This window comes from Microbulbifer sp. HZ11, from assembly GCF_000708675.1.
GTDB lineage: Bacteria > Pseudomonadota > Gammaproteobacteria > Pseudomonadales > Cellvibrionaceae > Microbulbifer.
Genome location: NZ_JELR01000002.1, coordinates 1,560,233 through 1,581,580 on the forward strand (window position 1 = coordinate 1,560,233; position 21,348 = coordinate 1,581,580).

General features: G+C 59.9%; 20 protein-coding genes. 6 read left to right on the top strand and 14 right to left on the bottom strand.

The features are described from left to right. Positions 1-58: 58 nt before the first annotated feature. Positions 59-883, top strand: a complete 825-nt coding sequence (locus AU11_RS14235; protein WP_043319953.1) for an outer membrane beta-barrel protein — start codon at positions 59-61, stop codon at positions 881-883. Between the two features lie 27 nt (positions 884-910). Here AU11_RS14235 and AU11_RS14240 read toward each other — a convergent pair whose 3' ends face one another. After that, the gene (locus tag AU11_RS14240) at positions 911-2,830 is read right to left on the bottom strand and encodes an ABC-F family ATP-binding cassette domain-containing protein (RefSeq protein ID WP_043319954.1); all 1,920 of its coding nucleotides are present in this window, start codon (positions 2,828-2,830) and stop codon (positions 911-913) included. Positions 2,831-2,899: 69 nt separating this feature from the next. On the opposite strand from AU11_RS14240, the gene AU11_RS14245 reads away from it, so the two are divergent. Next, entirely contained in the window at positions 2,900-3,451 is a 552-nt protein-coding gene (locus AU11_RS14245; RefSeq protein ID WP_231491948.1) for a TIGR02444 family protein, read from the top strand. 8 nt (positions 3,452-3,459) lie between these two features. Here the strand turns inward: AU11_RS14245 and AU11_RS14250 are convergent, their stop codons facing one another. Next, the gene (locus AU11_RS14250; RefSeq protein ID WP_051687267.1) at positions 3,460-4,470 is read right to left on the bottom strand and encodes a hypothetical protein; all 1,011 of its coding nucleotides are present in this window, start codon (positions 4,468-4,470) and stop codon (positions 3,460-3,462) included. A 465-nt stretch (positions 4,471-4,935) separates the two neighbouring features. On the opposite strand from AU11_RS14250, the gene AU11_RS14255 reads away from it, so the two are divergent. Continuing rightward, complete coding sequence (locus AU11_RS14255) at positions 4,936-5,736, top strand: FKBP-type peptidyl-prolyl cis-trans isomerase (protein ID WP_043319955.1); 801 nt, start codon at positions 4,936-4,938, stop codon at positions 5,734-5,736. Between the two features lie 101 nt (positions 5,737-5,837). Here AU11_RS14255 and AU11_RS14260 read toward each other — a convergent pair whose 3' ends face one another. The 8 genes from AU11_RS14260 to AU11_RS14295 form a co-directional block, all read right to left on the bottom strand. Next, entirely contained in the window at positions 5,838-6,305 is a 468-nt protein-coding gene (locus tag AU11_RS14260; protein ID WP_043319956.1) for an Rsd/AlgQ family anti-sigma factor, read from the bottom strand. 134 nt (positions 6,306-6,439) lie between these two features. Further along, on the bottom strand, positions 6,440-7,198 hold the full coding sequence (locus AU11_RS14265) for an LrgB family protein (protein WP_051687268.1): 759 nt from the start codon (positions 7,196-7,198) through the stop codon (positions 6,440-6,442). Continuing rightward, positions 7,188-7,586 (bottom strand): CidA/LrgA family protein, encoded by a 399-nt coding sequence (locus AU11_RS14270; protein ID WP_051687269.1) that lies wholly within the window; start codon positions 7,584-7,586, stop codon positions 7,188-7,190. The genes AU11_RS14265 and AU11_RS14270 overlap by 11 nt, the downstream gene beginning before the upstream one ends. Before the next feature lie 12 nt (positions 7,587-7,598). After that, a complete protein-coding gene (locus tag AU11_RS14275) occupies positions 7,599-8,099 on the bottom strand; it encodes a disulfide bond formation protein B (protein WP_043319957.1) in 501 nt (166 codons plus the stop codon). Positions 8,100-8,146: 47 nt separating this feature from the next. Then, complete coding sequence (locus AU11_RS14280; RefSeq protein ID WP_043319958.1) at positions 8,147-8,734, bottom strand: ACP phosphodiesterase; 588 nt, start codon at positions 8,732-8,734, stop codon at positions 8,147-8,149. 167 nt (positions 8,735-8,901) lie between these two features. Then, on the bottom strand, positions 8,902-10,509 hold the full coding sequence (gene gshA, locus AU11_RS14285; RefSeq protein ID WP_043319959.1) for a glutamate--cysteine ligase: 1,608 nt from the start codon (positions 10,507-10,509) through the stop codon (positions 8,902-8,904). A gap of 182 nt (positions 10,510-10,691) precedes the next feature. Beyond that, positions 10,692-11,066 (bottom strand): hypothetical protein, encoded by a 375-nt coding sequence (locus AU11_RS17840; RefSeq protein WP_051687270.1) that lies wholly within the window; start codon positions 11,064-11,066, stop codon positions 10,692-10,694. A 258-nt stretch (positions 11,067-11,324) separates the two neighbouring features. Beyond that, entirely contained in the window at positions 11,325-12,578 is a 1,254-nt protein-coding gene (locus tag AU11_RS14295; protein WP_043319960.1) for a malic enzyme-like NAD(P)-binding protein, read from the bottom strand. Positions 12,579-13,043: 465 nt separating this feature from the next. Between AU11_RS14295 and AU11_RS14305 the strand changes: the two genes are divergently transcribed. After that, entirely contained in the window at positions 13,044-14,699 is a 1,656-nt protein-coding gene (locus AU11_RS14305; protein WP_043319962.1) for a hypothetical protein, read from the top strand. A gap of 165 nt (positions 14,700-14,864) precedes the next feature. Continuing rightward, positions 14,865-16,616, top strand: a complete 1,752-nt coding sequence (locus tag AU11_RS14310; protein ID WP_081848128.1) for a PhoX family phosphatase — start codon at positions 14,865-14,867, stop codon at positions 16,614-16,616. Between the two features lie 69 nt (positions 16,617-16,685). Here AU11_RS14310 and AU11_RS14315 read toward each other — a convergent pair whose 3' ends face one another. From AU11_RS14315 to AU11_RS18500, 4 genes are all read right to left on the bottom strand, one after another. Continuing rightward, on the bottom strand, positions 16,686-17,519 hold the full coding sequence (locus AU11_RS14315) for a thermonuclease family protein (RefSeq protein ID WP_043319963.1): 834 nt from the start codon (positions 17,517-17,519) through the stop codon (positions 16,686-16,688). 29 nt (positions 17,520-17,548) lie between these two features. Then, positions 17,549-17,761, bottom strand: a complete 213-nt coding sequence (gene rpmE / locus AU11_RS14320) for a 50S ribosomal protein L31 (protein ID WP_043319964.1) — start codon at positions 17,759-17,761, stop codon at positions 17,549-17,551. 146 nt (positions 17,762-17,907) lie between these two features. After that, entirely contained in the window at positions 17,908-18,222 is a 315-nt protein-coding gene (locus tag AU11_RS18495; protein ID WP_043319965.1) for a transcriptional regulator, read from the bottom strand. Further along, entirely contained in the window at positions 18,219-18,794 is a 576-nt protein-coding gene (locus AU11_RS18500) for a hypothetical protein (RefSeq protein ID WP_043319966.1), read from the bottom strand. Before AU11_RS18500 ends, AU11_RS18495 begins: the two co-directional genes overlap by 4 nt. Before the next feature lie 246 nt (positions 18,795-19,040). Here AU11_RS18500 and AU11_RS14335 point away from each other — a divergent pair, with 246 nt between their 5' ends. Beyond that, positions 19,041-21,296, top strand: coding sequence for a primosomal protein N' (locus AU11_RS14335; RefSeq protein ID WP_369797822.1), 2,256 nt, complete (start codon positions 19,041-19,043; stop codon positions 21,294-21,296). The last annotated feature ends 52 nt before the right edge of the window (positions 21,297-21,348 follow it).

Here is a 21,348-nt window from a genome sequence, read left to right on the forward strand (position 1 = left end):
ACTCCCGGCCCGCTGTGCTATCTTCTGTCTACCGGTAAATGGATGCTCCGGAGCAACAATGACAACAAGCCCCACCCTCGTCTCAAATCAAATGCGCGCCTTACTACTGGGCGGTGCACTGCTCCTGCTGAGCGGACCGACCATGGCCGATCAGGAAGGCACACTCAATCTGTATCTTAACGCCGGACAGTACTGGTTTGACGACCAGCGTCTCGATGGCACGCCCTACTTCGGATTTGAGCTGGACGACAGCTCCGGAGGCGGTATCGGCTTCGGCTACAACATTACCGACCGCTGGTCCATCGAAGGCGTGTACGATTATTTCAGCGTCAATGTCCGTGACACCCGCGAAGACGTTGGCGTGCAGAACTATCACCTCGACCTGATGTACCAGTTCGCGGGCCAGTTCTGTGGAAACTTCGATTGGCAGCCCTATGTGGTAATGGGTGCCGGTGAGCTACGCATCGATGAGGACACCTACGGGTACCCGGACGACTGGCACCAGCGTCAGACGATGATCAACTTTGGCGCCGGTGTGAAATACCAGTTTCTGCCCCGTTGGCAGATGCGGGGCGATGTGCGTGGATTTCAGGGCGTTGAAGAAGGCGGGCTGGATAGCTTCGTGAGTTTTGCCATCGGTTACCAATGGCAGGATGAAATAGCGCCGCGGGACTGGGATGGCGACGGCATTTACAGCAATCTGGATGAATGCCCGCAGACCCCACCGGGGATAGATGTGGATGCCCGTGGCTGCCCCATCGACAGCGATGGCGACGGTGTGCCGGACTATCTGGATCAGTGCCCGGGCACGCCGATGGGGGTGGCGGTCAATTTTGACGGCTGCCAGCGGGAAGCCTACGATCCCAACGACTTCTCCAAATGAAATCTCAAATGTCCGCCGGGCGATGAGTTATTCTCCCGCGCGGGCAGCCTCCAGCGCCTCGGAAACTTCCAGCCACTCCATCTCCAATTCCTCCAGAGACTCTTTTGCCTCTCCCTGAGCCCTGGTCAGGCGGGTTATTTCTTCCTGTTGACCGCCACTGTAGAGGCTTTCATCCGCCAGCTTTTCTTCCAGGTTTTGCACCTCTTTCTCCGCCTTCGCCATCTTCTGCTCAATACTCTTGAGTCTGTTGGTGAGCGGTTTCAGCTGTTCACGCAGTGCCGCCGCGGCGCGGCGCTGGGCCTTTTTGTCTTCCACCGGTTTGGTAGCCGTGTCGGTAGAGCCCGCTTCACTGCCGCTCTGGCGCTTCTCCTCGCGCTTGAAAGCCAGCAGCCACTGCTTGTAGTCGTCCAGGTCCCCGTCATACGGCTCCGCGCGGCCCTCGGCCACCAGGATAAATTCGTCAGTGGTATTCGCCAGCAGGTGGCGATCGTGGGATACGAGGATCACCGCACCAGGGAACTCCGCCAGCGCCAGGGTCAGGGCGTGGCGCATCTCCAGGTCCAGGTGGTTGGTGGGCTCATCGAGCAGTAACAGATTGGGTTTTTGCCACGCCAGCAGTGCCAGTGCCACCCGTGCCTTTTCACCGCCGGAGAAGCCGCCCACCGGCTCGAACACGCGATCGCCAATAAACCCGTAGCCGCCGAGGAAATCCCGCAGCTCCTGCTCACTGGCGGTGGGTGACAGGCGCTGCACATGCAGCAGCGGCGAGGCTTTGGAGTCCAGCGCTTCCAGCTGGTGCTGGGCGAAGTAGCCGATTTTCAGATGCTCGCCGCATTGGCGCTCGCCATTGATCAGGGGGATCTCCCCGGCCAGGGTCTTGATCAGAGACGACTTGCCCGCGCCGTTCGGCCCGAGCAGGCCGATTCTGCGGCCGGGCTGAATACCCATTTCCACCCGTGGCAGAATGGTCTTGCCGGGGTAGCCGATCTCCGCCTCGCGCAGATCGATTAGCGGGTTCGACACCTTGTCGGAGGATGGCAGGCGAAAACGGAATGGGGAATCCACGTGGGCGGGGGCGATTTCCGCCATGCGGTCCAGCGCCTTCAGACGGCTCTGGGCCTGCTTGGCCTTGGTAGCCTTTGCCCGAAAGCGCCGCACAAAGTCTTCCATGTGCGCGCGCTGCGCCTGCTGTTTCTCGTACTGTACCTGCTGCTGGGCCAGGCGCTCGGCACGGGCCCGTTCAAACGCGGTGTAGTTGCCGCTGTAGAGCACCAGATCTTGGTGCTCGAAGCTGATGATGCCGTCCACTACCGCATCGAGAAAATCCCGGTCGTGGGAGATGATCAACAGGGTGCCCGGGAACCGTTGCAGCCACTGTTCCAGCCACAGGGTCGCATCCAGATCCAGGTGGTTGGTGGGTTCGTCCAACAGCAGCAGATCCGCCGGGCACATCAGTGCCCGCGCCAGGTTCAGACGAATGCGCCAGCCGCCGGAGAAGCTCTTGACCGGCCGCTGCTGATCCTCGTGGGAGAAACCAAGCCCGTCTAGCAACTGCGCGGCGCGGGCTGGACCACTGTAGCCGTCGATGGCCGCCATGCGCTCGTGCAGTTCGCCGATGTGCTTGCCGTCACTGCCATCCGCCTCGGCGGCATCCAGCTCCCGCTGCAGCGCGCGCAGGCGGTGATCACCGTCCAGCGCATAGTCGAGGGCACTCTGGTCGGTGGCGGAGATCTCCTGCGCCATATGTGCAATCTCCCAGCCGGAAGGCACCTCTACACTGCCCGCATCACTATCCTGCTGTTTCAGCAGCATTTTGAACAGGGTCGACTTGCCGCAACCGTTGGCGCCGATGACGCCCACCTTGTGTCCCGGGAAAATACGGCAGCTGGCGTCGTTGAGCAGGTCGCGCCCGCCCACCTGCAGCGATACGCCTTGCAGATTAATCAATGGAAACCTCTTTGAATTCGCCTAAATTTGACTAGGCTATCGGCTATAACAAACCGCCGGGATTCTATCGTGACAGAAACCGCACAGCCATCACCGCCACCCTGCCCTTTGCAGAACCCCCTGTGGCAGTTCAGTCTGGAGTTTTATCGACAGCCGTCGGTGGCCGAGTTCCTGCTTGACTGCCAGGACAGCAAGGGCGCAGATGTGTGCCTGATGCTTTGGGCCAGTTATACCAGCGCCTGTGGCCGTCAGTTGAGCGATGAGAGCTGGCGTGTAGCAGATCGCGGTCTGGCGCCACGTCGGCGCATGATCAACAGCGTGCGCAACCTGCGCCGTCTGCTGGGGCGGCTCAACAGGCACAGCCGGGTATACGAATGGTGCAAGCGCTGTGAGATTCGTATGGAGCAACGGCAGTTGGCGGCACTGTGGAAGCTGAATGGTGAAGCCTGGCCGGAGACCCGCTCGCCCTTGGCACTTGCGGGCGAGCAATATGGCTTGATGCAAAAAGATCAGGCCCGCTGGGCGGGCCTGATCGATGCCTATAGTGCTGCCGGTAGTGTCCGCGAGAGCGATGCGGGCCGGGATCCGCGCGGAGGCAGTATTCCCGGCGTTACCCTCTGAGGGTTTAGTTAGTGCTTGTGTTTGTGCTCTTCCGGGCCGTAGTGCGGATTCTCTTCTGTGGCAAACAGGCTGTTAGGCGGCGTGGTCGGGGTAATGCTGGGAGTGACCGGATTGGCGGCAGCAGGGCTGGACTCGGGCACCAGAGGCTTTGGCTCTGAGGTTTTGCCCATTACCGGTGCGGGGCTTTCTGGCGCTGGGGTGCTAGCGGGTTTCGCGGTGGGAGTGACCGGCTGAGCAGCGGGTTTGGCCGTCGCGGCACCATTAGACTTCTGTGCAGGCTTCACCTCAGAGGTCGGTTTGGCGGCTTTTTTCGGCGCTGCCTTCTTGCTTGATGTCTTCTTCACATCAGTTTTCTCAGCGGCCGTTGTTTTAGGTGCGGCCTTCTTGGGCTCGGCTTTATCTGTGGCTGCTTTCTGCACCGGAGATTTTTTTGCGGGTGCCTTTTTGGCTGCCGCTTTTTTGGGTGCGGCTTTCTTGGTGGCTGCTTTTTTGGCGGTGGCCTTCTTGGTAGCTGGTTTCTTTGCTGTGGCTTTCTTCTCTGCAGCGGGTTTGGCTGCTGCAGACTTCTTGGCGCTAGCGGCCTTTTTCTTCTTCGGCTTGCTTGCTGCTATTACCTTTTTCGCGGCGGCTTCGCCGGCTTTTTTCACCGTTTTGGCGGTCTTCTCGGCCAGCTTGGTAGCCGCTGCGACTGCACGGGAATCGGCCAGGGATTGGGCGGCCTCTTTGGCAACCTTTTCAACCTTGGCAACGGCGGCCTTTGCGGCATCAACTTTTTTCTTGGCGGAGGTTTTGGCCGCCGGAGTTTTTGCCTTGCTCGCGCTAGCGCGTGCAGTGGCGAGCTTCGCCTTGGCTTTTTTAACTTGAGCCTGTGCCTTGTCGGATTCCTTGGTGGCTTTGGCCAGGGCTTTGTCGGCATCGGCCGCTTCCTTGGCCCGTGCTTTTTCGAGTTGGGTGGTAATCTTGGCGATCTGTTTTTCCAGATCCTCAACGGAACTGGCGACTTTGCGTTTGGCGGCCATGGTTCAAAATCCTGCGGTTGAAACGGGTTGTGGGAATGCTCTTGAAAGAAACCCCGACACTTCTAGTTTATTGATAGCAGAACCACCTCTCTGCCAGCGAACTTCCTGTGAAAAAACGGGGTTGAACGCTGATAATAGCGTTGTTATTTCGGAAGTGCATCCCTGTGTTATCAGGATAGGCTCACGGCGTTTTTCAGGTGTTTCTCTCGCGTAAGTCGAGGATGGCCGCTGTCAGGAAAATGAAACAACAGCGAGCCGTTGCGGTCTCAGTTGGAATCCCTGCATTACCTGGACCGGTGGTGTGCAGCCTCTCCCTGCATGGGTTAGACTTGGCTGTCGCTGGACCCGCTTGCGGTACTGTGATCTGCCGCACAATGTGTGACAGAGTCAGGGTGTAAAACAGCAGAGAAGGGTGGAACCCTCTCATACAAATAAATGCTTCACGGAAATTAAGAGACAATTCTCATGAATAAAACTTCTTTGGCTGCTGCGATTGCTCTGGGTATTGCACTGGTCGGCTGTAACAAGGAGGAGTCTGCGGGCTCCGCAGATATCAAGCTGGAATCCCAGGAGCAGAAAGTCAGCTATATCATTGCCGAAGATATGGCCAACCGCCTGAAGAGCCAGGAAGTTGCTCTGGACCCTAAAATCGTTGCCATGGCGCTGGAAGATGTCGCCAGTGGTCGTGAGTCCCGCCTCAACGATGAAGAGAAGCAGCAGGTTATCCAGGTATTCCAGGAGAATATGCAGGCCAAGCAGAAAGAGCTGATGGCCAAGCAGGAAGAAGAGTTCAAGGCATCTGCGGAAAAGAACCTGGAAGAAGGTAAGAAGTTCCTCGAAGAGAACGCCAAGAAAGACGGTGTGCAGACCACCGACTCTGGCCTGCAGTACAAGATTATTACTGAAGGTACTGGCCCGAGCCCGAGTGAATCCAGTGTTGTGGAAGTGGATTATAAGGGCACCCTGATCGACGGAACCGAGTTTGACAGCTCGTACAAAAACGGCAAACCGGTCCAGTTTCCGGTTAAAGGTGTGATCAAAGGTTGGACCGAAGCGCTGCAGCTGATGAAAGAGGGTGCCAAGTGGGAACTCTACATTCCCTCTGACCTGGCTTACGGTCCGGGTGGTGCGGGCGGCATGATTGGCCCGAACTCTACCCTGGTGTTTGAGGTGGAGCTGCATAAAGCCAATGTCGGTGGCGACGAAGGCGCAGCCGAAGAAGAGGCGGTTAAAGAAGACGGCGCGGAAGATCAGGCGACCGAATAATCGGTAGTTGACGACCTAGCGCATGACTGCGGATTTCCGCAGTCATTAAAAAAGGGGCTTTGAGCCCCTTTTTTAATGAACTGTTCAGAGCGTCAGCCGTATCAGGCCAGCTGATTTTTGTGCGCGGTATGCAGGGTATCAATCATGCGATCCTCTGCGGCGAACCGGGTTTCCAGGGCGACACCCAGCACAGACAGATCTTTTACCAGTGTGGTGAGGTCATCGGTTTCAAGGTACTTGTCATTGAAGTCCACGGCGACATCGGTGGTACCGTCGATTTCACGGTACAGTGCCCTGGCCTGTTGCAGGCCCTCGGTATCACCAAATGCCTGCCCTTCCTGAATCAGTTGGTCGTAGACCTCAAAGTGACCCGCGGAAACGTAATCCACCAGTTGCTGACATAGGGTGCGCACACTGGCTTCAGCCTCTTTATCGCCGTCGGCAAACTCCTTGTGCTCTGACAGCTGACAAAAGCTCACCAACAGCGCCTGACGGGATTGCAGCCAGCGGTCGATGATCTGGCTGACGCCGCCCCAACGCTCTTGCGCGTTCTTACAGTTCTCCAACATCTCCAAGTTTCCTTTTGTGACTTTTACAACTGCTCTACTTCTACAAGTGCTTTTAGGAATGTAGAAGCTTCTGCCGCCGCGGGCAAGGTTAGCGATGGAAAATAACCAGTATCGGGAAACAGGTCAGGTTTGCTTTACGCAGAGATCAATACCGGAAGTAGCAATGCGGTCAGTGCTCCGCAAAGTCCCATGGCCAGTGCGGAAAAGGCTCCGCACAGGGCGCTGATTTCCAGTGCGCGGACGGTGCCGATAGCGTGGGCATTCACTCCCAGAGCAAAGCCGGTGACCCGTTCGTCGGTAATACCCAGCAGCTTCAGCAGCGCGGGACCGCACACTGCGCCCACAACACCGGTAAATGCCACCACGCCCGCTGCGAGACTCTGGATACCGTTCATCTGCTCGGTCAGTGCCAGGGCCACCGGGGTGGTGACGGATTTGGTGGTCAGCGCGATCAGTACCGCAGCGCTGCCGTTTAGTAACATAGCAATCAATACCGCCACCAGCGGCGCCAGTATCGCGCCCACCGCGAGGCCCAGTATCAGCGGCCAGCCGACTCTCCGCACCATTGTCAGGTTCTGTTTCAGTGGAATGGCCAGTGCGACGACCGCGGGCCCCAGCAACAGATACAGCAGGCCGCTGCCGCGCTGGTAACCGGCGAAGTCCACGTTCATTAGCAGCAGCCCGGCAAACACCAGCAGGCTGCCGCCAACCACCGGGTGCAGTATCGGTGTACCGGCGCGACGGTAAATCTTCAGCGCCAGCCAGAAGCCGAGAATATTGAGCGGCAGGATTACCAGCGGGTGTGCGAAGGAAAGTGGCTCCGCAAAGTTGATGGCAACCTGCTGCACCTGTGCCAGCCACTCGCGCAGCGGTGTGAATGCGTTACTCGCCATCGTTGCCACCCTCTCCGTCTCGTCCGCTGCGCCGGATCAGATGATTCAGCAGCAGCGCGGTCAGCGCGATGCTGATCAGGGTACCCACGACCATGGCGACGATCAGGGCAATCCAGTCTCCGCCGGACAGGTCGCGCAGGAAGTAGATACCCACGGTCGCGGGAAGGAAAATCAGCACCAGCAGGCGCAGGATCTGCTCGCCCACCAGCCCCAGCCCGCGGGGTACGCGACCGTAGAGCATCATCGCGATCAGCAACAGGAGCATGCCCAGCACCGGGCCGGGCAATGGCAATGACAGTGCGGCAACGAGGACGCGGCCAGTCAGGTCAAAGGCAAGCAGCAGGCCGGCCCCCAACAGCCAGCGCGGGAGTGCGCGCAGGAAAGACACGGGAAGAATCGGTCAGTGCTTGCGGAAGGCTTGCCACAGGCCGAACAGGATCAGGCCCACAAAGCCCACCGCGGCCCAGCCGGCGATAGACAGGCCGAGCATGGTCCACTGCACTTCTGCGCAGTTGCCGTCACCGGTGAGCAGGGTTTTGATCACTTCCGCCATGGGGAATACATCCACCATATAGCTGATGCCGGGGCCGCAGGCGGGCACCTGGTCTTCCGGCAGGCTCTGCAGCCACAGCTGGCGCCCGGAGAAGTAGAGACCGCCGATGGCCCACAGGGAGACCAGCAGACCGTAGACGCGGCGACCGATATTGGTGGTGCCGGTGGGGTTGTGCAGAAATGCGATCAGGGAGGTGAGGCCGACACCCAGAAACATGATCCGCTGGGTGATGCACAGCGGGCAGGGCTCGAGGCCCATCGCATATTCCATGTAAAAGGCGACACTGAGTACGGCGATGACCGCAAGGAACATGATCAGGAAGGTGGTGCGTGGGCTGGGCAGGGTCATGTGATTATTTTCCGGATGCGTTGAGCAATTCTTTAGCAGGCGATTTTCTAATAAATAGTTTGTCGGAACTGTTCGGCCTGTTGGCTGAGGTCGGCAAACAGTTGCCGGAATTCCTGTTCCAGTGCGGCCTGGTCTCGCTGCAGTAGTGGCAGCATGTCGGCGAGTGGCTGCGGGCGTCGCAGGCGCAGGCCGACCCGTTCGAGGGTGCGCTGGATGACGTCTACCTCGCGGTAGCCAGGCAGGAGTTTAAATTGCTCGGCTCTTTGAATAAACGTTTGTGCGTTTTTGGGGATCCACTGGTTGCGCTGGTGGAAGTTGGACCAGCAGTTCTGGGTAAAGGTTTCCAGCGGTTGCGGGTGCCAGTGGTGCCAGTCGTTGGCGAGCAGGTGGTCGAACCAGATATCGAGGGCGATGCCGCCGAGGCGGCGCCACTGGGGGCCGAGGCGTTTGAGGGCGCTCAGGTAGGCGGGGTGCTGGTCGCTCAGCAGGTCGATGCGGCGGTGCAGGCGGATGCCGTCTTCGATGGCTTTGGGGCGCTCCCCTTTCATGGGGCCTTTGACGAAGTCACCCAATAGGCCACCGAGCTGCCAGTCCGGGTCCGGGCCTGATAGTAGCAGGTGGGCCAGGTAGTTCATTTCAGGTCCCCTGGCTTGCGTTCTTAATTGGATTGAGTGGCGGCGCTGCTACCGGGTACGGCCTTGCGAGACACGCCGTGAACCCATCCATGGGGGCTCTTCCGCGAGGTCCCTCTCGCAGAAGGTCTCGCAAGGCCGTACCCGGCATCAGCACCTGCGCTTCGACCTCAGAGCCCCTTCTGGCAGAACACATATTGCGCGTAATACTTGCCGAGAAAGTCTTCGAAGCTGCCGGTATCGGCGTCTTCTACCTGTTTTTGCTTGTCGAGTGACTCTTTTGCGAGGCGCTCGAAATCCGCCTGCTCTTCCTCGTTCAGCGGGCGGTCCAGGAAATACTGGCGGTGCTGTTCCGCTTTGGCCTTGGCCCACTGGAAGAAGGTTTGGTTGTGCTCGTGCATCTCCGCGAGCATTTGTGCAGCCGGGGTGGGTGCTTTGCCGTCGACCTTGTCACGCTGTGCGGAGACGGCGCGCTGGTAGTCGTGGCTGTCCCACGCCTGGTCAAGCAGTTCGGCCATGGGGGTGATCTGATCGAGGAGTTCACCGGCCCAGTCGGTAAGTTTGCGCTCGCTGCCGTTGTGGATAAGTTGCAGATCGGGCTCGCGGCCGCGGTCGACGATGCGGGTCTGGTTTTCCTGTACCGCGCGGTAGTCGGCTTCATCGGTTACCGGGCTTTCGCTCAGCAGGCAGTGCAGCAGGAAGGCGTCGAGGAAGCGCATTTGCGGGGCTTCGATACCGAGCGGGACGAAGGGGTTCAGGTCGAGGCAGCGCACTTCGATATATTCGACACCGCGGGCGTCGAGGGCGGAGAGTGCGGTTTCGCCCATGCCGGCCGGGTTTTTCGGGCGGATCGGGGAGTAGAACTCGTTTTCGATCTGCAGCAGGCCAGTGGAGAGCTGCTGGTATTCGCCATTCGCGTCTTTCACACCCTGCTGGTGGTACTCCGGGTAAGGCTTGCTGATGGCTGCGCAGAGGGTAGACAGGTAAGTCTGCAGATCGTTGTAACACACGATCAGGGACTTCTGTGCGTCGCTGGTATAGCCGAGGCCGCCCATGCGCAGGGAGGTGGCCTGGGGGGCATACAGGGTGCGGCCATCGCCATCGAAGGACTGCAGCTGGTGTTCGCGATTCTGCACGAAGGTGCCGCACACGGCGGGGGCGGCACCAAACAGGTAGATCAGCAGCCAGTAGTGGCGGCGGAAGTTGCGGATCAGGTCGAAATAGCGGCGGGTTTTGAAGTCTTTCAGGGACTCTTCCTGGCCGCCTGTATCGCTACCGCGCTCTTTTTCCTGCAGCCAGCTCCAGAAGGCGTCCGGCAGGGAAAAGTTGTAGTGGATACCTGCGATGGTCTGCATGGCGCGGCCGTAGCGCAGGCCCAGTCCGAGCCGGTAGATGGTCTTCATGGTGCCGCTGTTGGAGCTACCATAGCGGGCCACGGGAATGTCTTCATCGCGGCCGAGTTTGCCGGGCATGCTGTTTACCCACAGGCGCTCGTCGCCGATCTGACTGTAGGTGTAGCGGTGGATCTGGTCCAGTGTTTCCAGCGCCTGCTCCGGTGTTGCCACCGGCGGCGTAATGAATTCCAGCAGGGCTTCGGAGAAGTCGGTGGTGATGTACTCGTGGGTGAGCGCGGAGCCGAGGCCGATCGGGTGATCGGTCTGCGCCAGCTCACCTTCCGCGGAGACCCGCAGGCCCTCTTTCTCAATGCCGCGGCGGATGCCCTTTAACAGCGCTAAACCTTGCGGCTGGGCCAGATCGGCCAGATCGAGTTTGGACAAGGGAATCTCCTGTGGCAGCCGGTTGGCTGATGGGCCGGGTGCGCCACCGGGACGCGGTACTTCTTACTCACAAAAAACGTCAATCACCAAAATGGCGATCCGGCCTAAATGGGGGCGCCTGCTGCTATCTCAAGTAAGTGGGCTCAGTAAACAAGCTCAAGAGTAGGCTCAAGGCAGGTCTGTCAGGGGCTCGGGAGCGGTTGGTCGGGCTGGCTCTCTGCTGCCTCGGTTTGCGGCAGCTTTTCGGGCTCGGCGACGTCATTCGCTTCCGCGACAATTTCGGGCTCATCCACTGCTTCTTCTGGCACCGCTGACTCAAGCGGTGTCTCGCTCAGGGCTTCTTCCGGGACGATGGGCTGGCGCTTGGTGTCCAGCTCGCACTCCAGCAGCTCAATGCGCAGGGCGACGTTGCGAGTATTGGCCTCGAACATCTGATTGATGGCGACGTCCTTGTGTTCGGTGCGGAACAGCTTGGTGTTCTCGCGGCCGTCGATCCATTCGTTGCTTTTGCTTAAAAACTGCTGGTGCTGATTGGTCAGCACATAGACGTGGCTCATGCGGGGGGACAACTTTGCTCAGACATGGAACGCAGTTTAGCGGCGGTGGGAGGGAGGCTCAAGGCTGGCGGGATATGTGGTTCTGTTAAGGACTAGAGGCGGCGGTGCTACCGGGTGCAACCTTGCCAGACACACCGTGAACCCATCCCTGGGGGCTCTGCAAAAACATCCTGTTTTTGAAGGTCTGACAAGGTTGCACCCGGTAGCACCGCCTTCGCCCGAAGCGACAGCCTTGATCTGGTCGGTGGGGGAACGTAGTTACACCGGCTTCAACGGATAGTGCGCCGGATACGGCAAGCGCGCCGCGCCGCTGTCCACCGCCGCGCGGGCCACTGCCGCCGCCACTTCCGGCAGCAGGCGCGGATCTGTGGGCTTGGGCAGGATGTACTCGGCCCCAAAGCTCATTTCCACACCGCCGTAACCCGCGCGCACCGCCTCCGGCACCTCCTCGCGGGCTAGCTTGCGGATCGCCTCGATGGCGGCGAGCTTCATGTCTTCGTTGATGCGCGTGGCGCGTACATCCAGGGCACCGCGGAAAATAAACGGAAAGCACAGCACGTTGTTCACCTGGTTCGGGTAGTCCGAACGGCCGGTGGCCATGATCAGGTCTTTGCGGGTCTGGTGCGCCAGCTCCGGGGAGATTTCCGGGTTGGGGTTGGAGCAGGCGAATACCACCGGCTTGTCCGCCATATGTGCCAGTTGCTCCGCTGATAACAGGTCCGGGCCAGACACGCCGAGGAATACATCGGCGCCCTCGATGGCATCATCCAGAGTGCGCATCTCGGTATCCCGCGCCCACTCACCCTTGTAAGCGTTGATATCACTGCGCCCGGAGTGAATGACCCCGCGGCTGTCCAGCATGGTGATCTGGTCTTTCTTGGCGCCGGCGGCCAGCAGCAGTTTGCAGCAGGCAGTTGCGGCGGCACCGGCACCCAGGCACACGATACGCACGTCTTCGATCTGCTTACCCTGGATTTCCAGCGCATTCAGCATTCCCGCCACGGTCACGATCGCCGTGCCGTGCTGGTCGTCGTGGAACACCGGTACCGAGCAGCGCTGGATCAGCGCCTCTTCGATGTGGAAACACTCCGGGGCCTTGATGTCTTCGAGATTGATACCGCCGAAGGTATTGGCAATCGCCGCGACGGTCTCAATAAACCGCTCGGGGCTGGGGCATTCCACCTCGATATCCACGGAGTTGATATCCGCAAAGCGCTTGAACAGCAGGGACTTGCCTTCCATCACCGGCTTGGAGGCCAGTGGGCCCAGGTTGCCGAGGCCGAGGATGGCACTGCCGTTGGAGATGACCGCGACCAGATTGCCCTTGCCGGTATACAGGTAGGCGGCCTCCGGGTCCTTGGCGATTTCGCGCACCGGTTCGGCCACGCCCGGGCTATAGGCCAGGGACAGATCCTCCTGGGTGTGGGCAGGGGTCGTGAGTTCCACCGAAAGTTTGCCCGGTGTCGGCAAGGCGTGGTAATCGAGCGCGGCCTGGCGCAGTGAGTCGGTCATCAGGATGTCATCTCTTGGTTTGGAAAGCGGCCAACATTCTGCGGTTGGCGGCAGGTTACAGCGGACGTATTGATTTTATTGTGGGTCTGCAGGCTCGCCTCTCAAGCGAGAGCGACGCCGTGGCAGGAAGGATAACCGAGACCGCGGAAAATCCACAAGCTCAAAAAAACAGCGGTACGAAATACCTGTACTAAATATGCTGTAAAATCTTCTTAATGGTGCATTTATTTATGTAGTTTAATTACATAATTAGGATGGACTTGCGGTTCTCCGGGTTGCCGTTTGCCGGTCTGTTCTTTTGCGCGCATTGCCAATAGGCCTTTTGTTGTGGCCAGAATCCAGTGCCCTGCCCCTAGATGCAGTGCTGATTTTCCCCTTCTCTGCGCGACGCCGGCCTTCATTCTTCTGTCATCCGCTGACGTTAGGGTCATGGACGCTCAATTCCTTCACCATGGCTAATCAAAAATGTCGTTCTCTTACATTTTCCGCCGGGCTTGCTGGAGCCTCGCTGGTCTGCTTCTGGCCGGCTGCGGGCAGGACGCTGCGGAACTCGCTCACGATTTGGATACGGCGGCTCTGTTGCCGGCCGTCCCTCTGGCTGCGCGCCTGCCGGAAACCGGTACCCACGAAGCCAACCCGGAGGCGCCAGTGCCGCCCATGTGTTACACCAAGACAGAGGGGCGACATAACCCCTGTTATGTGTGTCACCAGCTGTACGAGCGGGATCCTCAGCAACCGCGCATGAATATGCTGGATGACGGGGGGATTCAGGGGAATTACCTCTTTTCTGATGAAGGCCTGAAAAATCACTGGGCAAACCTGTTTGTAGATCGCAGCGACTGGCTGCAACAGGTGAGTGACGATGCCATCGTCGACTACATCAATCAGGACAACTACAGTGCCTTGCCGCAGCGATTGAGAGCGCAAGGCTGGAAGGGTTTCATTCCGGATCTTGCGGATTTCGATCAGGCTGCGGCGGCATTCGATGCGCAGGGTTTTGCCCGTGATGGCAGCGGTTGGGTAGCCTTCAATTACAAGCCGTTGCCGAGCACCTTCTGGCCGACCAATGGCAATACCGACGATGTGGCCATCCGGCTGCCACGAGAGTTTCAGCGGATTGAGGGAGAGAACTCACGGGAAATCTACCTGCTGAACCTGGCGCTGGCAGAACTCAATATCAAACAGCTGCCACGCATGCCCATTGCGGCGATGGATGAGCGTCTGGTGGATCGGGACCTGGACGGAGACGGAGCGCTGCGAGGGGATACGCGCTGGCTGGCTCCGCAATCCCACTACTTTGGCGATGCTGCCGCGGTCGCGGTGGTGGATCAGCAATTCCCCAAAGGGACCGAATTCATCCACTCCGTGCGCTACGTGGGGGTGGATGAGGCGGGCAATATTGGCGTGCCCGCGCGCATGAAAGAACTGCGCTATATGAAGAAGATTCGCGAGCTCACGGTCACCGACCTGGATAACCGTTACCGCACCGAGCGCAAGGAAAAGGTGCTCGGTGAGTTGCCCTACTATGTGGATCATGGCGATAAGGGCCGGGAAAACGGTATGGGCTGGCTGCTCACTGGCTTTATCGAAGACTACGATGGCCATCTGCGCCCGCAAAACCGCGAAGAGATGCTGTTCTGTATGGGGTGTCATGCGGCGATCGGCACAACCATCGATCAGACCTTCTCGTTCTCGCGCAAGGTCACCGGCCCACAGGGCTGGGGCTACATTAACCTGCGGGGCATGCCGGACGTACCCAACGTCAATCAACAGGAAGGTGAAATCCTCCAGTATCTGAAGCGCGCCGGCGGCGGCAGCGAGTTCCGGGAAAACCCTGAAATGCTCGACCGCTGGTACAACGAAGATGGCTCGGTGAAAGAAGCGGAAGTAAAGGCCGCAGACGTCTACACACTGATTACACCATCGCGGGAGCGCGCACTGGCCATGAACAAGGCCTATACCCATATTGTTCGCCACCAGAGCTACGTGCAGGGGCGCGATGCCAGCTGGTTGCCCGCGCAGAATGTTCTGCAGCAGATTGACGACGCCACGCCACCCCTGCAGGCGGAGCACCGCTTCTTCGGCTGGGATATGCGCTTGCGCTGGGCGCAGGCGGAATAGTAGTACTGGTAATTATTTTTATTGAGGGTAAAACGTTAGCAATAAAATTCCCCAAAAATCGTCACTGAATGATCGCCAATTCTTCATGGCAGATGTGGATCCTTGGTCTAAGCGCCGCCGTTCTGGTTGGCGCTTTCTATTTTTGCATTCCACGGGGGCAAGACCATGCACAATAAGGATTCTCTGTTTACCAAAAATACGCTCGCCATCGCCGTGCTCAGCGCGTTGCTGCTGGGTGGTTGTGCGGACGATGGGTCGAACGGATCGGCCGGCGTAGACGGCGCCAATGGCGTTGATGGAATTGATGGCGTCGATGGCAGCGACGGTGCCGATGGGGCCGATGGCGAAGACCTCACCGCAGCACCGGCTCTGGTGAGAGTGGCCACCCTGCCTTTGGGCGCAGAAGTCACCGGTGTATTCAAGACCGACAACGGCGAAGTCTTCTTCAATGTTCAGCACCCTTCCGACACCCTTCCCGACGGCTGGAATGACGCCGCTGTAGGCGCCTGGACCGGTGTGGACATCGACAATCTGGACCCGCGCCTGGAATCGGTGCCGGTGCCCGCATCCGACTCTCCTCAGGCGCAGGTGGTACAGGTAGCCACCGGTGATTATCAGGTGCTGGGCCGCAGTGGCGACACCTTCGCCGGCGCTTTGCCGTTCGGTTTTGGTGCCATCGTCAAAGGTGACGCCAGTATGGCTCTGAAGCAATCCCAGAACCCGGACTTCAACGCCTTTATCCCTACCAACGCCGATGGCAGTGAAGGTATGCTGTACGTGGCCTGGGAAGACCGCCCGGGTGCCATGAATCGGGTAAATCTGCAGCGCCAGCAGGATGGCAGCTGGCAGGTGACCGGTGCCGCCGACGTGGACTTCTCAGGGGTGCAGGGCACGCTGATCAACTGCTTTGGCAGCGTTTCTCCCTGGGGTACTCCGCTGACGTCGGAAGAGAATTACGAAGCGGAAAACACGGCGCACTGGAATGACCCCGATTACTCCACCGGTTATCCCAACAATGCGGATATCGATCTGCTCACCGACTATCTGGGTGGCACCTACCCCAACCCGTACCGCTACGGCTACATCGTGGAAATTACCGAGCCCACCAGCGAGGCGCCCGTCCCGGTCAAGCTGTTCACCCTGGGTCGTATGGCGCACGAAAACCCGGTGGTTATGCCGGATCGCAAAACCGTATACCTGACCGACGACGGTGGCAATAAAGGCTTCTTCAAGTTTGTGGCGGACACCGCCGGCGATCTGGGTGCGGGCACGCTATACGCAGCCAAAGTGCAGCAGGATGCCACTCGCGACCCCGCCAAAGCCGGCTTTGACATCCGCTGGATCGAGTTGGGCCATGCCTCAAATGCCGAGCTGGAAAGCTGGATCGCCGAGTACGATGAGATCGATCGCAGTGACTACGTAGAGGGTGAAACCAGCTACATCAGTGACGCGGAAATCGAGGAATACGCCGCGGGTACCGCAGCGGACAGTCGCGTGGCTTTCCTGGAAACCCTGCGCGCGGCGGAAGCCAAGGGCGCGACCGTGGAATTCAATAAAATGGAAGGCATCAACATCAACTTCAATGGCGCAGCAGATAACAGCGTGCCCTACATGTATGTGGCCATGTCTTCCGTGGACTACGCCATGGCTGACGACGAAGGGGATATCCAGGTCGATGCCAACAAGTGTGGTGTGGTTTATCGCCTGGGTCTGCAGGCAGATTACGACGTGTTGCGTATGGAGCCGGTGGTCGTGGGTGGCGCCTATGACGGCGGTGCCGAAAACCGCTGCCCGGTGGATGCCATTGCCAGCCCGGATAACATCGAGGTATTGGACGACGGTCGTGTGCTGATTGGTGAAGACACCGGTTACCACGTCAACAACGCGCTGTGGGTGTACAACCCCGCAGGCGAATAAGTCGTTTCCCGCTACGGGTACGCTGTATCCTGGAGCCCGCGGCGCTGTGCGTCGCGGGTTTTTTGCTACTCAGTTGCGCAACAGATCAACGGTTTGCGCCGAATCCACCGCGATGAACCAGCGTTTGTGGCCCGGGTTCTTGCGCGCATAATTCGCACCGCGGTCCACAAGCCAGCCGCGCACCATCAATTTGCGCCCTTTCCAGCCGTTGCGTTTCGCCAAAAGCGGTGCTCCCTTCGGATCCAGCCGCAGCGCCACTGGGCCGTCCAGATCCAGCCAGATAAAGCGGTTTTTGTGAACTTTCCGCACCTGGCCGGTGAGCAGTGTGAAGCCGCCATCTCCTTCGCGTACATCCTCTGCCCGCAGTGTCGGCCAGGCTCCCGGTCGCCATACCCCCCGCTGGCGCAGGCGGGCTTCATCTTCGCGGCTCGACAGGCACTCCGCCAGCGACAGGTTGGGGGCTACTGCGATATGAAAGGCCAGTCCGGCGGCCAGTAATGCGGATTCCAGGCTGTCCCCGCGGTGGTTGTACACATGGGCGAGTACCCGCCCGTGATTGTCGTAGCGGTCTCTGTCGTACACCAGCTCCAGGTCACCCCCGGCGAGAAAGCGCTGAACAAACTCCCGCGACTCCTCTGCGAACGGCTGTGCCGGGCGTTTGCCGCGGGCCAGCTCCGGTGTGTTTACCCCGATAAGGCGAACCCGACGGCCGTCTTTAAGGCGCAGGGTGTCACCGTCCACCACCTTCTGTAGGGCGACGACCTCATCTGCCTCCCCCAGCACACAGTCGGCGAGTGCCGCGGTGGGGTTGAGGATGCAGGTCAGCAGCAGGCAGGCACAAAAAAAGACGCCACGGTATGTCCGGGGCGTCTTTTTTATTGCTACCGGTGAAGCGCAGGGCATACCGGAGCGGGTCTCGATTGCGCGATCTCTTACTTGGAGATGCGGCTGCCGAAACGCTTCTTGAAGCGGTCTACACGGCCGCCGGTGCTGGCTTCGCGCTGCTTGCCGGTGTAGAAGGGGTGGCAGTTTGAGCATACGTCCAGCTGGATGTCCTTGCCCAGAGTGGAACCCATTTTGAAGGAGTTGCCACAGGAGCAGGTTGCGGTAATTTCGGCGTAATTCGGGTGGATGTCGTTCTTCATGATGGCCTCTAATCGATACCGCCACCCAGTCGTTTGCTGAGCACGGGATCGTCATTGGTGTAGGGGAAGCTTCCCCGGGCTGTTTAAAAAGTCGGCGCATACTATCAGATTAGCCCGCCGATTCAAGCGCAAATGCGGCTATAGGGTCACGGCTCCCCGCCGGTGGCGCCCGCCGCGTCGATCAGTGATCGCAGCGCCGCCGTATGGGACTGCAACGCGGCGCGCCCCCTGTCACTCAGGTGGTACCAGGTCGTCGGTTTGCGCTCGACGAAATCCTTGCGACTTAGCAGGTAACCCCGCTCTTCCAGCTTGCGCAATTGTGCTCCCAGATTGCCGTCGGTAGCCTGCAGTTGGCTCTTGAGGCGGGCGAAACTGAGTTCGCCGTGCTTGCCCAGCAACACGCAGGCGCCAAGGCGGATACGGTGCTCCAGCAGCGGGTCCAGGGAGGTCAGCGCCTTCATTGGGAATCGCCCGCGTTCAGCGCCGCCCGGCGGCTGAAGCCCGCCCAGCACAGAGCGATACCCACACTGATCCCGGTGATTGTCCAGATAAATGGAGGCATGAGCACCACCAGGACTCCGTAGGCGATCAGCATCAGGATGCCGCACCACAACAGCGGCCGCTCCAGGTGAACTCCGGCGAGGCTGTAGGCAATACCGGTCACCAGCAGGAAGTTGGCGCCTCCCATCTCGGGGGTGACACGCCCAAGCATCAGCGGCAGAAAGCACAGTAGAAATGCGGCACCCACGAGGCACCAGTGCAGGCCGTAGCGCCGTCCCAGTTGTGTATTGTTGTAGCCGTGACGTCGGCTCTCGCGGGCGCCCAGCCACCAGCTGAACAGGCCCCCGCCCACACCGGCAAACAGCCAGTAGATACCGGCGAATCGGGGGGCCAGATCCGGCAGGCTGAAGCCCACCGCAATCAGCGCGGCCCATAGAAAATACAGGGCCGGGATACCGCCGCTGGTGGCGTCCCCGTCGATGGCGCCGCGAATATAGTCCAGGTCACTTTGCAGTTTGTTTACGTCGGTCATGCTCACAGATCCTTGGTGATGAGGGGGGGGATTACCAGTAGCCCCGTTGTTACTCTATAAATTAGAGTTGCTGTGTAGAGTACTCTAATATTTAAAGTATGCAAGTGGCTAGGACTGTAATGGTTGAACAAGATGCCAGTCATTGAACGCAGAAGGGGGACGGTGCCGGCTGTAACAAGGGTCGGCAGCCGTTAAACTAGCGCGCTCTGAAAAATTCGCACAATAGAAACCGTCATTGGGGGCCGTTTGCAGGTACAACCGGAACAACACCCGGAACACCATCGCTCGGGTATGGCTAGCGAGCGCCCGCGTGCCATTTTGCGCCTGGCAGTGCCGGTACCTCTGCGCCGCCTGTTTGATTACCTGCCGCCGGCGGGTATGCGCGAGCAGGACCTTCGCCCTGGTCAGCGTTTTCACGTGCCTTTTGGGAAGCGGGACCTGGTGGCGGTACTGGTGGACGTGGTGGCGGAATCACCATTGGCGGAGCTGAAGCCCGCCAGTCAGTGCATTGATCACCAGCCTATTTTTGACGCCCGCAGCCGTCACTTTCTGCAGTGGGCTGCAGACTATTACCAGGCACCCATCGGAGAACTTTACGCAGCGGCCCTGCCGGTGGCTCTGCGCAAAGGTAAACCGGCGGATCACTGGGCGGAGCAGTGGCTGGAGCTGACCACCGAAGGCAAGGGGCTGCCGGAAACCGCACTGGCGAGGGCGAAGAAACAGCAGGAGTTGCTGCAGCTGCTGTTGAGTAGCGGGCGCCAGAGCCGTACCGCGCTGAATGCACGCGGGCTCAACAGCAGTGTGTGCAAGGCGTTGATCGAGCGCGGGCTGGCCCACTGGGTGTCCGGCCCTACGGCACCGCCACCCATGGAAGCGGTAGAGCCGCGTCCCGCGCCAACGCTGAACGACGAGCAGCGGCAGGTTATTGACGCGGTCCCGGCCACTGGCTTCAGCGCCTCACTATTGGAGGGCACCACCGGCAGTGGCAAGACCGAAGTCTATCTGCGGCTGATGGCGCGCGCCCTGCGCGACGGCCATCAGGCGCTGTTGCTGGTGCCGGAGATCGGTCTTACCCCGCAGACCCTGCGCCGTATCGCCGCGCGCTTTCCGGATTTTCGCATCGCGGCTCTGCACTCTGGGCTCGCCGATGGCGAGCGCGCCCGCGCCTGGCTATCCGCCGCCAGCGGTGTGGCCGATATCGTGATCGGTACCCGTTCGGCGATTTTTACCCCGCTGCCGCGCCTCGGTGTGATCCTGATCGACGAGGAGCACGACGGCTCGTTCAAGCAACAGGACGGTGTGCGCTATTCCGCCCGCGACCTGTCGGTGGTACTGGCAAAAAATGCCGGTGTACCGGTGCTGCTTGGCTCGGCAACCCCGTCTCTGGAGAGCCTGCACAACGCGCTTTCTGGTCGCTATCAGCATCTGCGCCTGCGCCACCGCGCCGGCAACGCGCGCCCGCCGGAAATCAGCCTGGTGCCCATATTGCACCAGCAGCTTCAGGAGGGGTTTGCCCCGCAGGTGTTGCGGCATATCGGCGAAACCCTGAACCGCGGTGAGCAGGCGCTGGTGTTTATCAACCGCCGTGGTTATTCACCCGCGCTGACCTGCGACGATTGTGGCTGGCTTGCCGACTGCCCCCACTGCTCCGCCAAACTTACCCTGCACCGGCGCCAGCGCCATCTGCGCTGCCACCACTGCGACTATCGCATGCCGGAGGTGCACAGCTGTCCGCAATGTCACAGTCGCAATCTCAATGCACTGGGTGCGGGTACCGAGCGCAGTGAGGACTTCCTTACCCAAAGCTTCGGGAATTTCCCGGTGATCCGCGTAGATCGCGACACCACCGCCAGCAAACAGGCCCTGGACAAATTGCTGGAGCCGGCGCGCAATGGCGAGCCCTGCCTGCTGCTGGGTACCCAGATGCTGGCCAAGGGGCATCATTTACCCAAAGTGACCCTGGTAGTGATCCAGGACGCCGACGGCGGCCTGTTCAGTGCCGATTTTCGCGCGCCCGAGCGCATGGGGCAGTTGTTAGAGCAGGTCGCCGGCCGCGCCGGCCGTGGCGACCTGCGTGGTCATGTGCTGGTACAGAGCCGCTACCCGGAACACCCTCTGCTTCAGCTATTGCTCAACAAGGGCTACGGGGCTTTCGCCCGCCAACTGATGGAAGAGCGCAAGATCGCCCAGCTGCCGCCACTGCGGGCCATGGCGCTGGTGCGTGCCGAGTGTGAGGAGCCGCGTTGGGCGGAGGAGTTCCTGGTCAGTGCCCGGGAATATCTGCAGGCGATGGCACCACCTTCACCGGAGCTCCAGTACCTCGGCCCGGTGCCCGCGTTGCTGGAGCGCAAGTCCGGCCGTTTCCGCTTCTATCTCCAGGTCACCGCGGAAAAGCGCGGTCTGCTGCAGAAGCTATTGGCGCAATTCAGCCATTGGGCGGAAGGTAATCGGAACCGCAGGCTGCGCTGGGCAGTGGATATGGATGCGCAGGAGTTATCTTAAAATCCGCCCACAGCACCGCGTGCAGGCGGTACAATTTCCCACCTGCAGGAAT

Coding starts and splice junctions, on each gene's coding strand:
- AU11_RS14250 (WP_051687267.1), bottom strand. CDS start 4,470: ATGGCCGCCAAACGCAAAGTCGCCAGTTCCGTTGAGGATCTGGAAAAA.
- AU11_RS14310 (WP_081848128.1), top strand. CDS start 14,865: ATGCACAATAAGGATTCTCTGTTTACCAAAAATACGCTCGCCATCGCC.
- AU11_RS14265 (WP_051687268.1), bottom strand. CDS start 7,198: ATGGCGAGTAACGCATTCACACCGCTGCGCGAGTGGCTGGCACAGGTG.
- rpmE (WP_043319964.1), bottom strand. CDS start 17,761: ATGAAGAACGACATCCACCCGAATTACGCCGAAATTACCGCAACCTGC.
- AU11_RS14305 (WP_043319962.1), top strand. CDS start 13,044: ATGTCGTTCTCTTACATTTTCCGCCGGGCTTGCTGGAGCCTCGCTGGT.
- AU11_RS14255 (WP_043319955.1), top strand. CDS start 4,936: ATGAATAAAACTTCTTTGGCTGCTGCGATTGCTCTGGGTATTGCACTG.
- AU11_RS14280 (WP_043319958.1), bottom strand. CDS start 8,734: ATGAACTACCTGGCCCACCTGCTACTATCAGGCCCGGACCCGGACTGG.
- AU11_RS18500 (WP_043319966.1), bottom strand. CDS start 18,794: ATGACCGACGTAAACAAACTGCAAAGTGACCTGGACTATATTCGCGGC.
- AU11_RS14275 (WP_043319957.1), bottom strand. CDS start 8,099: ATGACCCTGCCCAGCCCACGCACCACCTTCCTGATCATGTTCCTTGCG.
- AU11_RS14295 (WP_043319960.1), bottom strand. CDS start 12,578: ATGACCGACTCACTGCGCCAGGCCGCGCTCGATTACCACGCCTTGCCG.
- AU11_RS14315 (WP_043319963.1), bottom strand. CDS start 17,519: ATGCCCTGCGCTTCACCGGTAGCAATAAAAAAGACGCCCCGGACATAC.
- AU11_RS18495 (WP_043319965.1), bottom strand. CDS start 18,222: ATGAAGGCGCTGACCTCCCTGGACCCGCTGCTGGAGCACCGTATCCGC.
- AU11_RS14260 (WP_043319956.1), bottom strand. CDS start 6,305: ATGTTGGAGAACTGTAAGAACGCGCAAGAGCGTTGGGGCGGCGTCAGC.
- AU11_RS17840 (WP_051687270.1), bottom strand. CDS start 11,066: ATGAGCCACGTCTATGTGCTGACCAATCAGCACCAGCAGTTTTTAAGC.
- AU11_RS14235 (WP_043319953.1), top strand. CDS start 59: ATGACAACAAGCCCCACCCTCGTCTCAAATCAAATGCGCGCCTTACTA.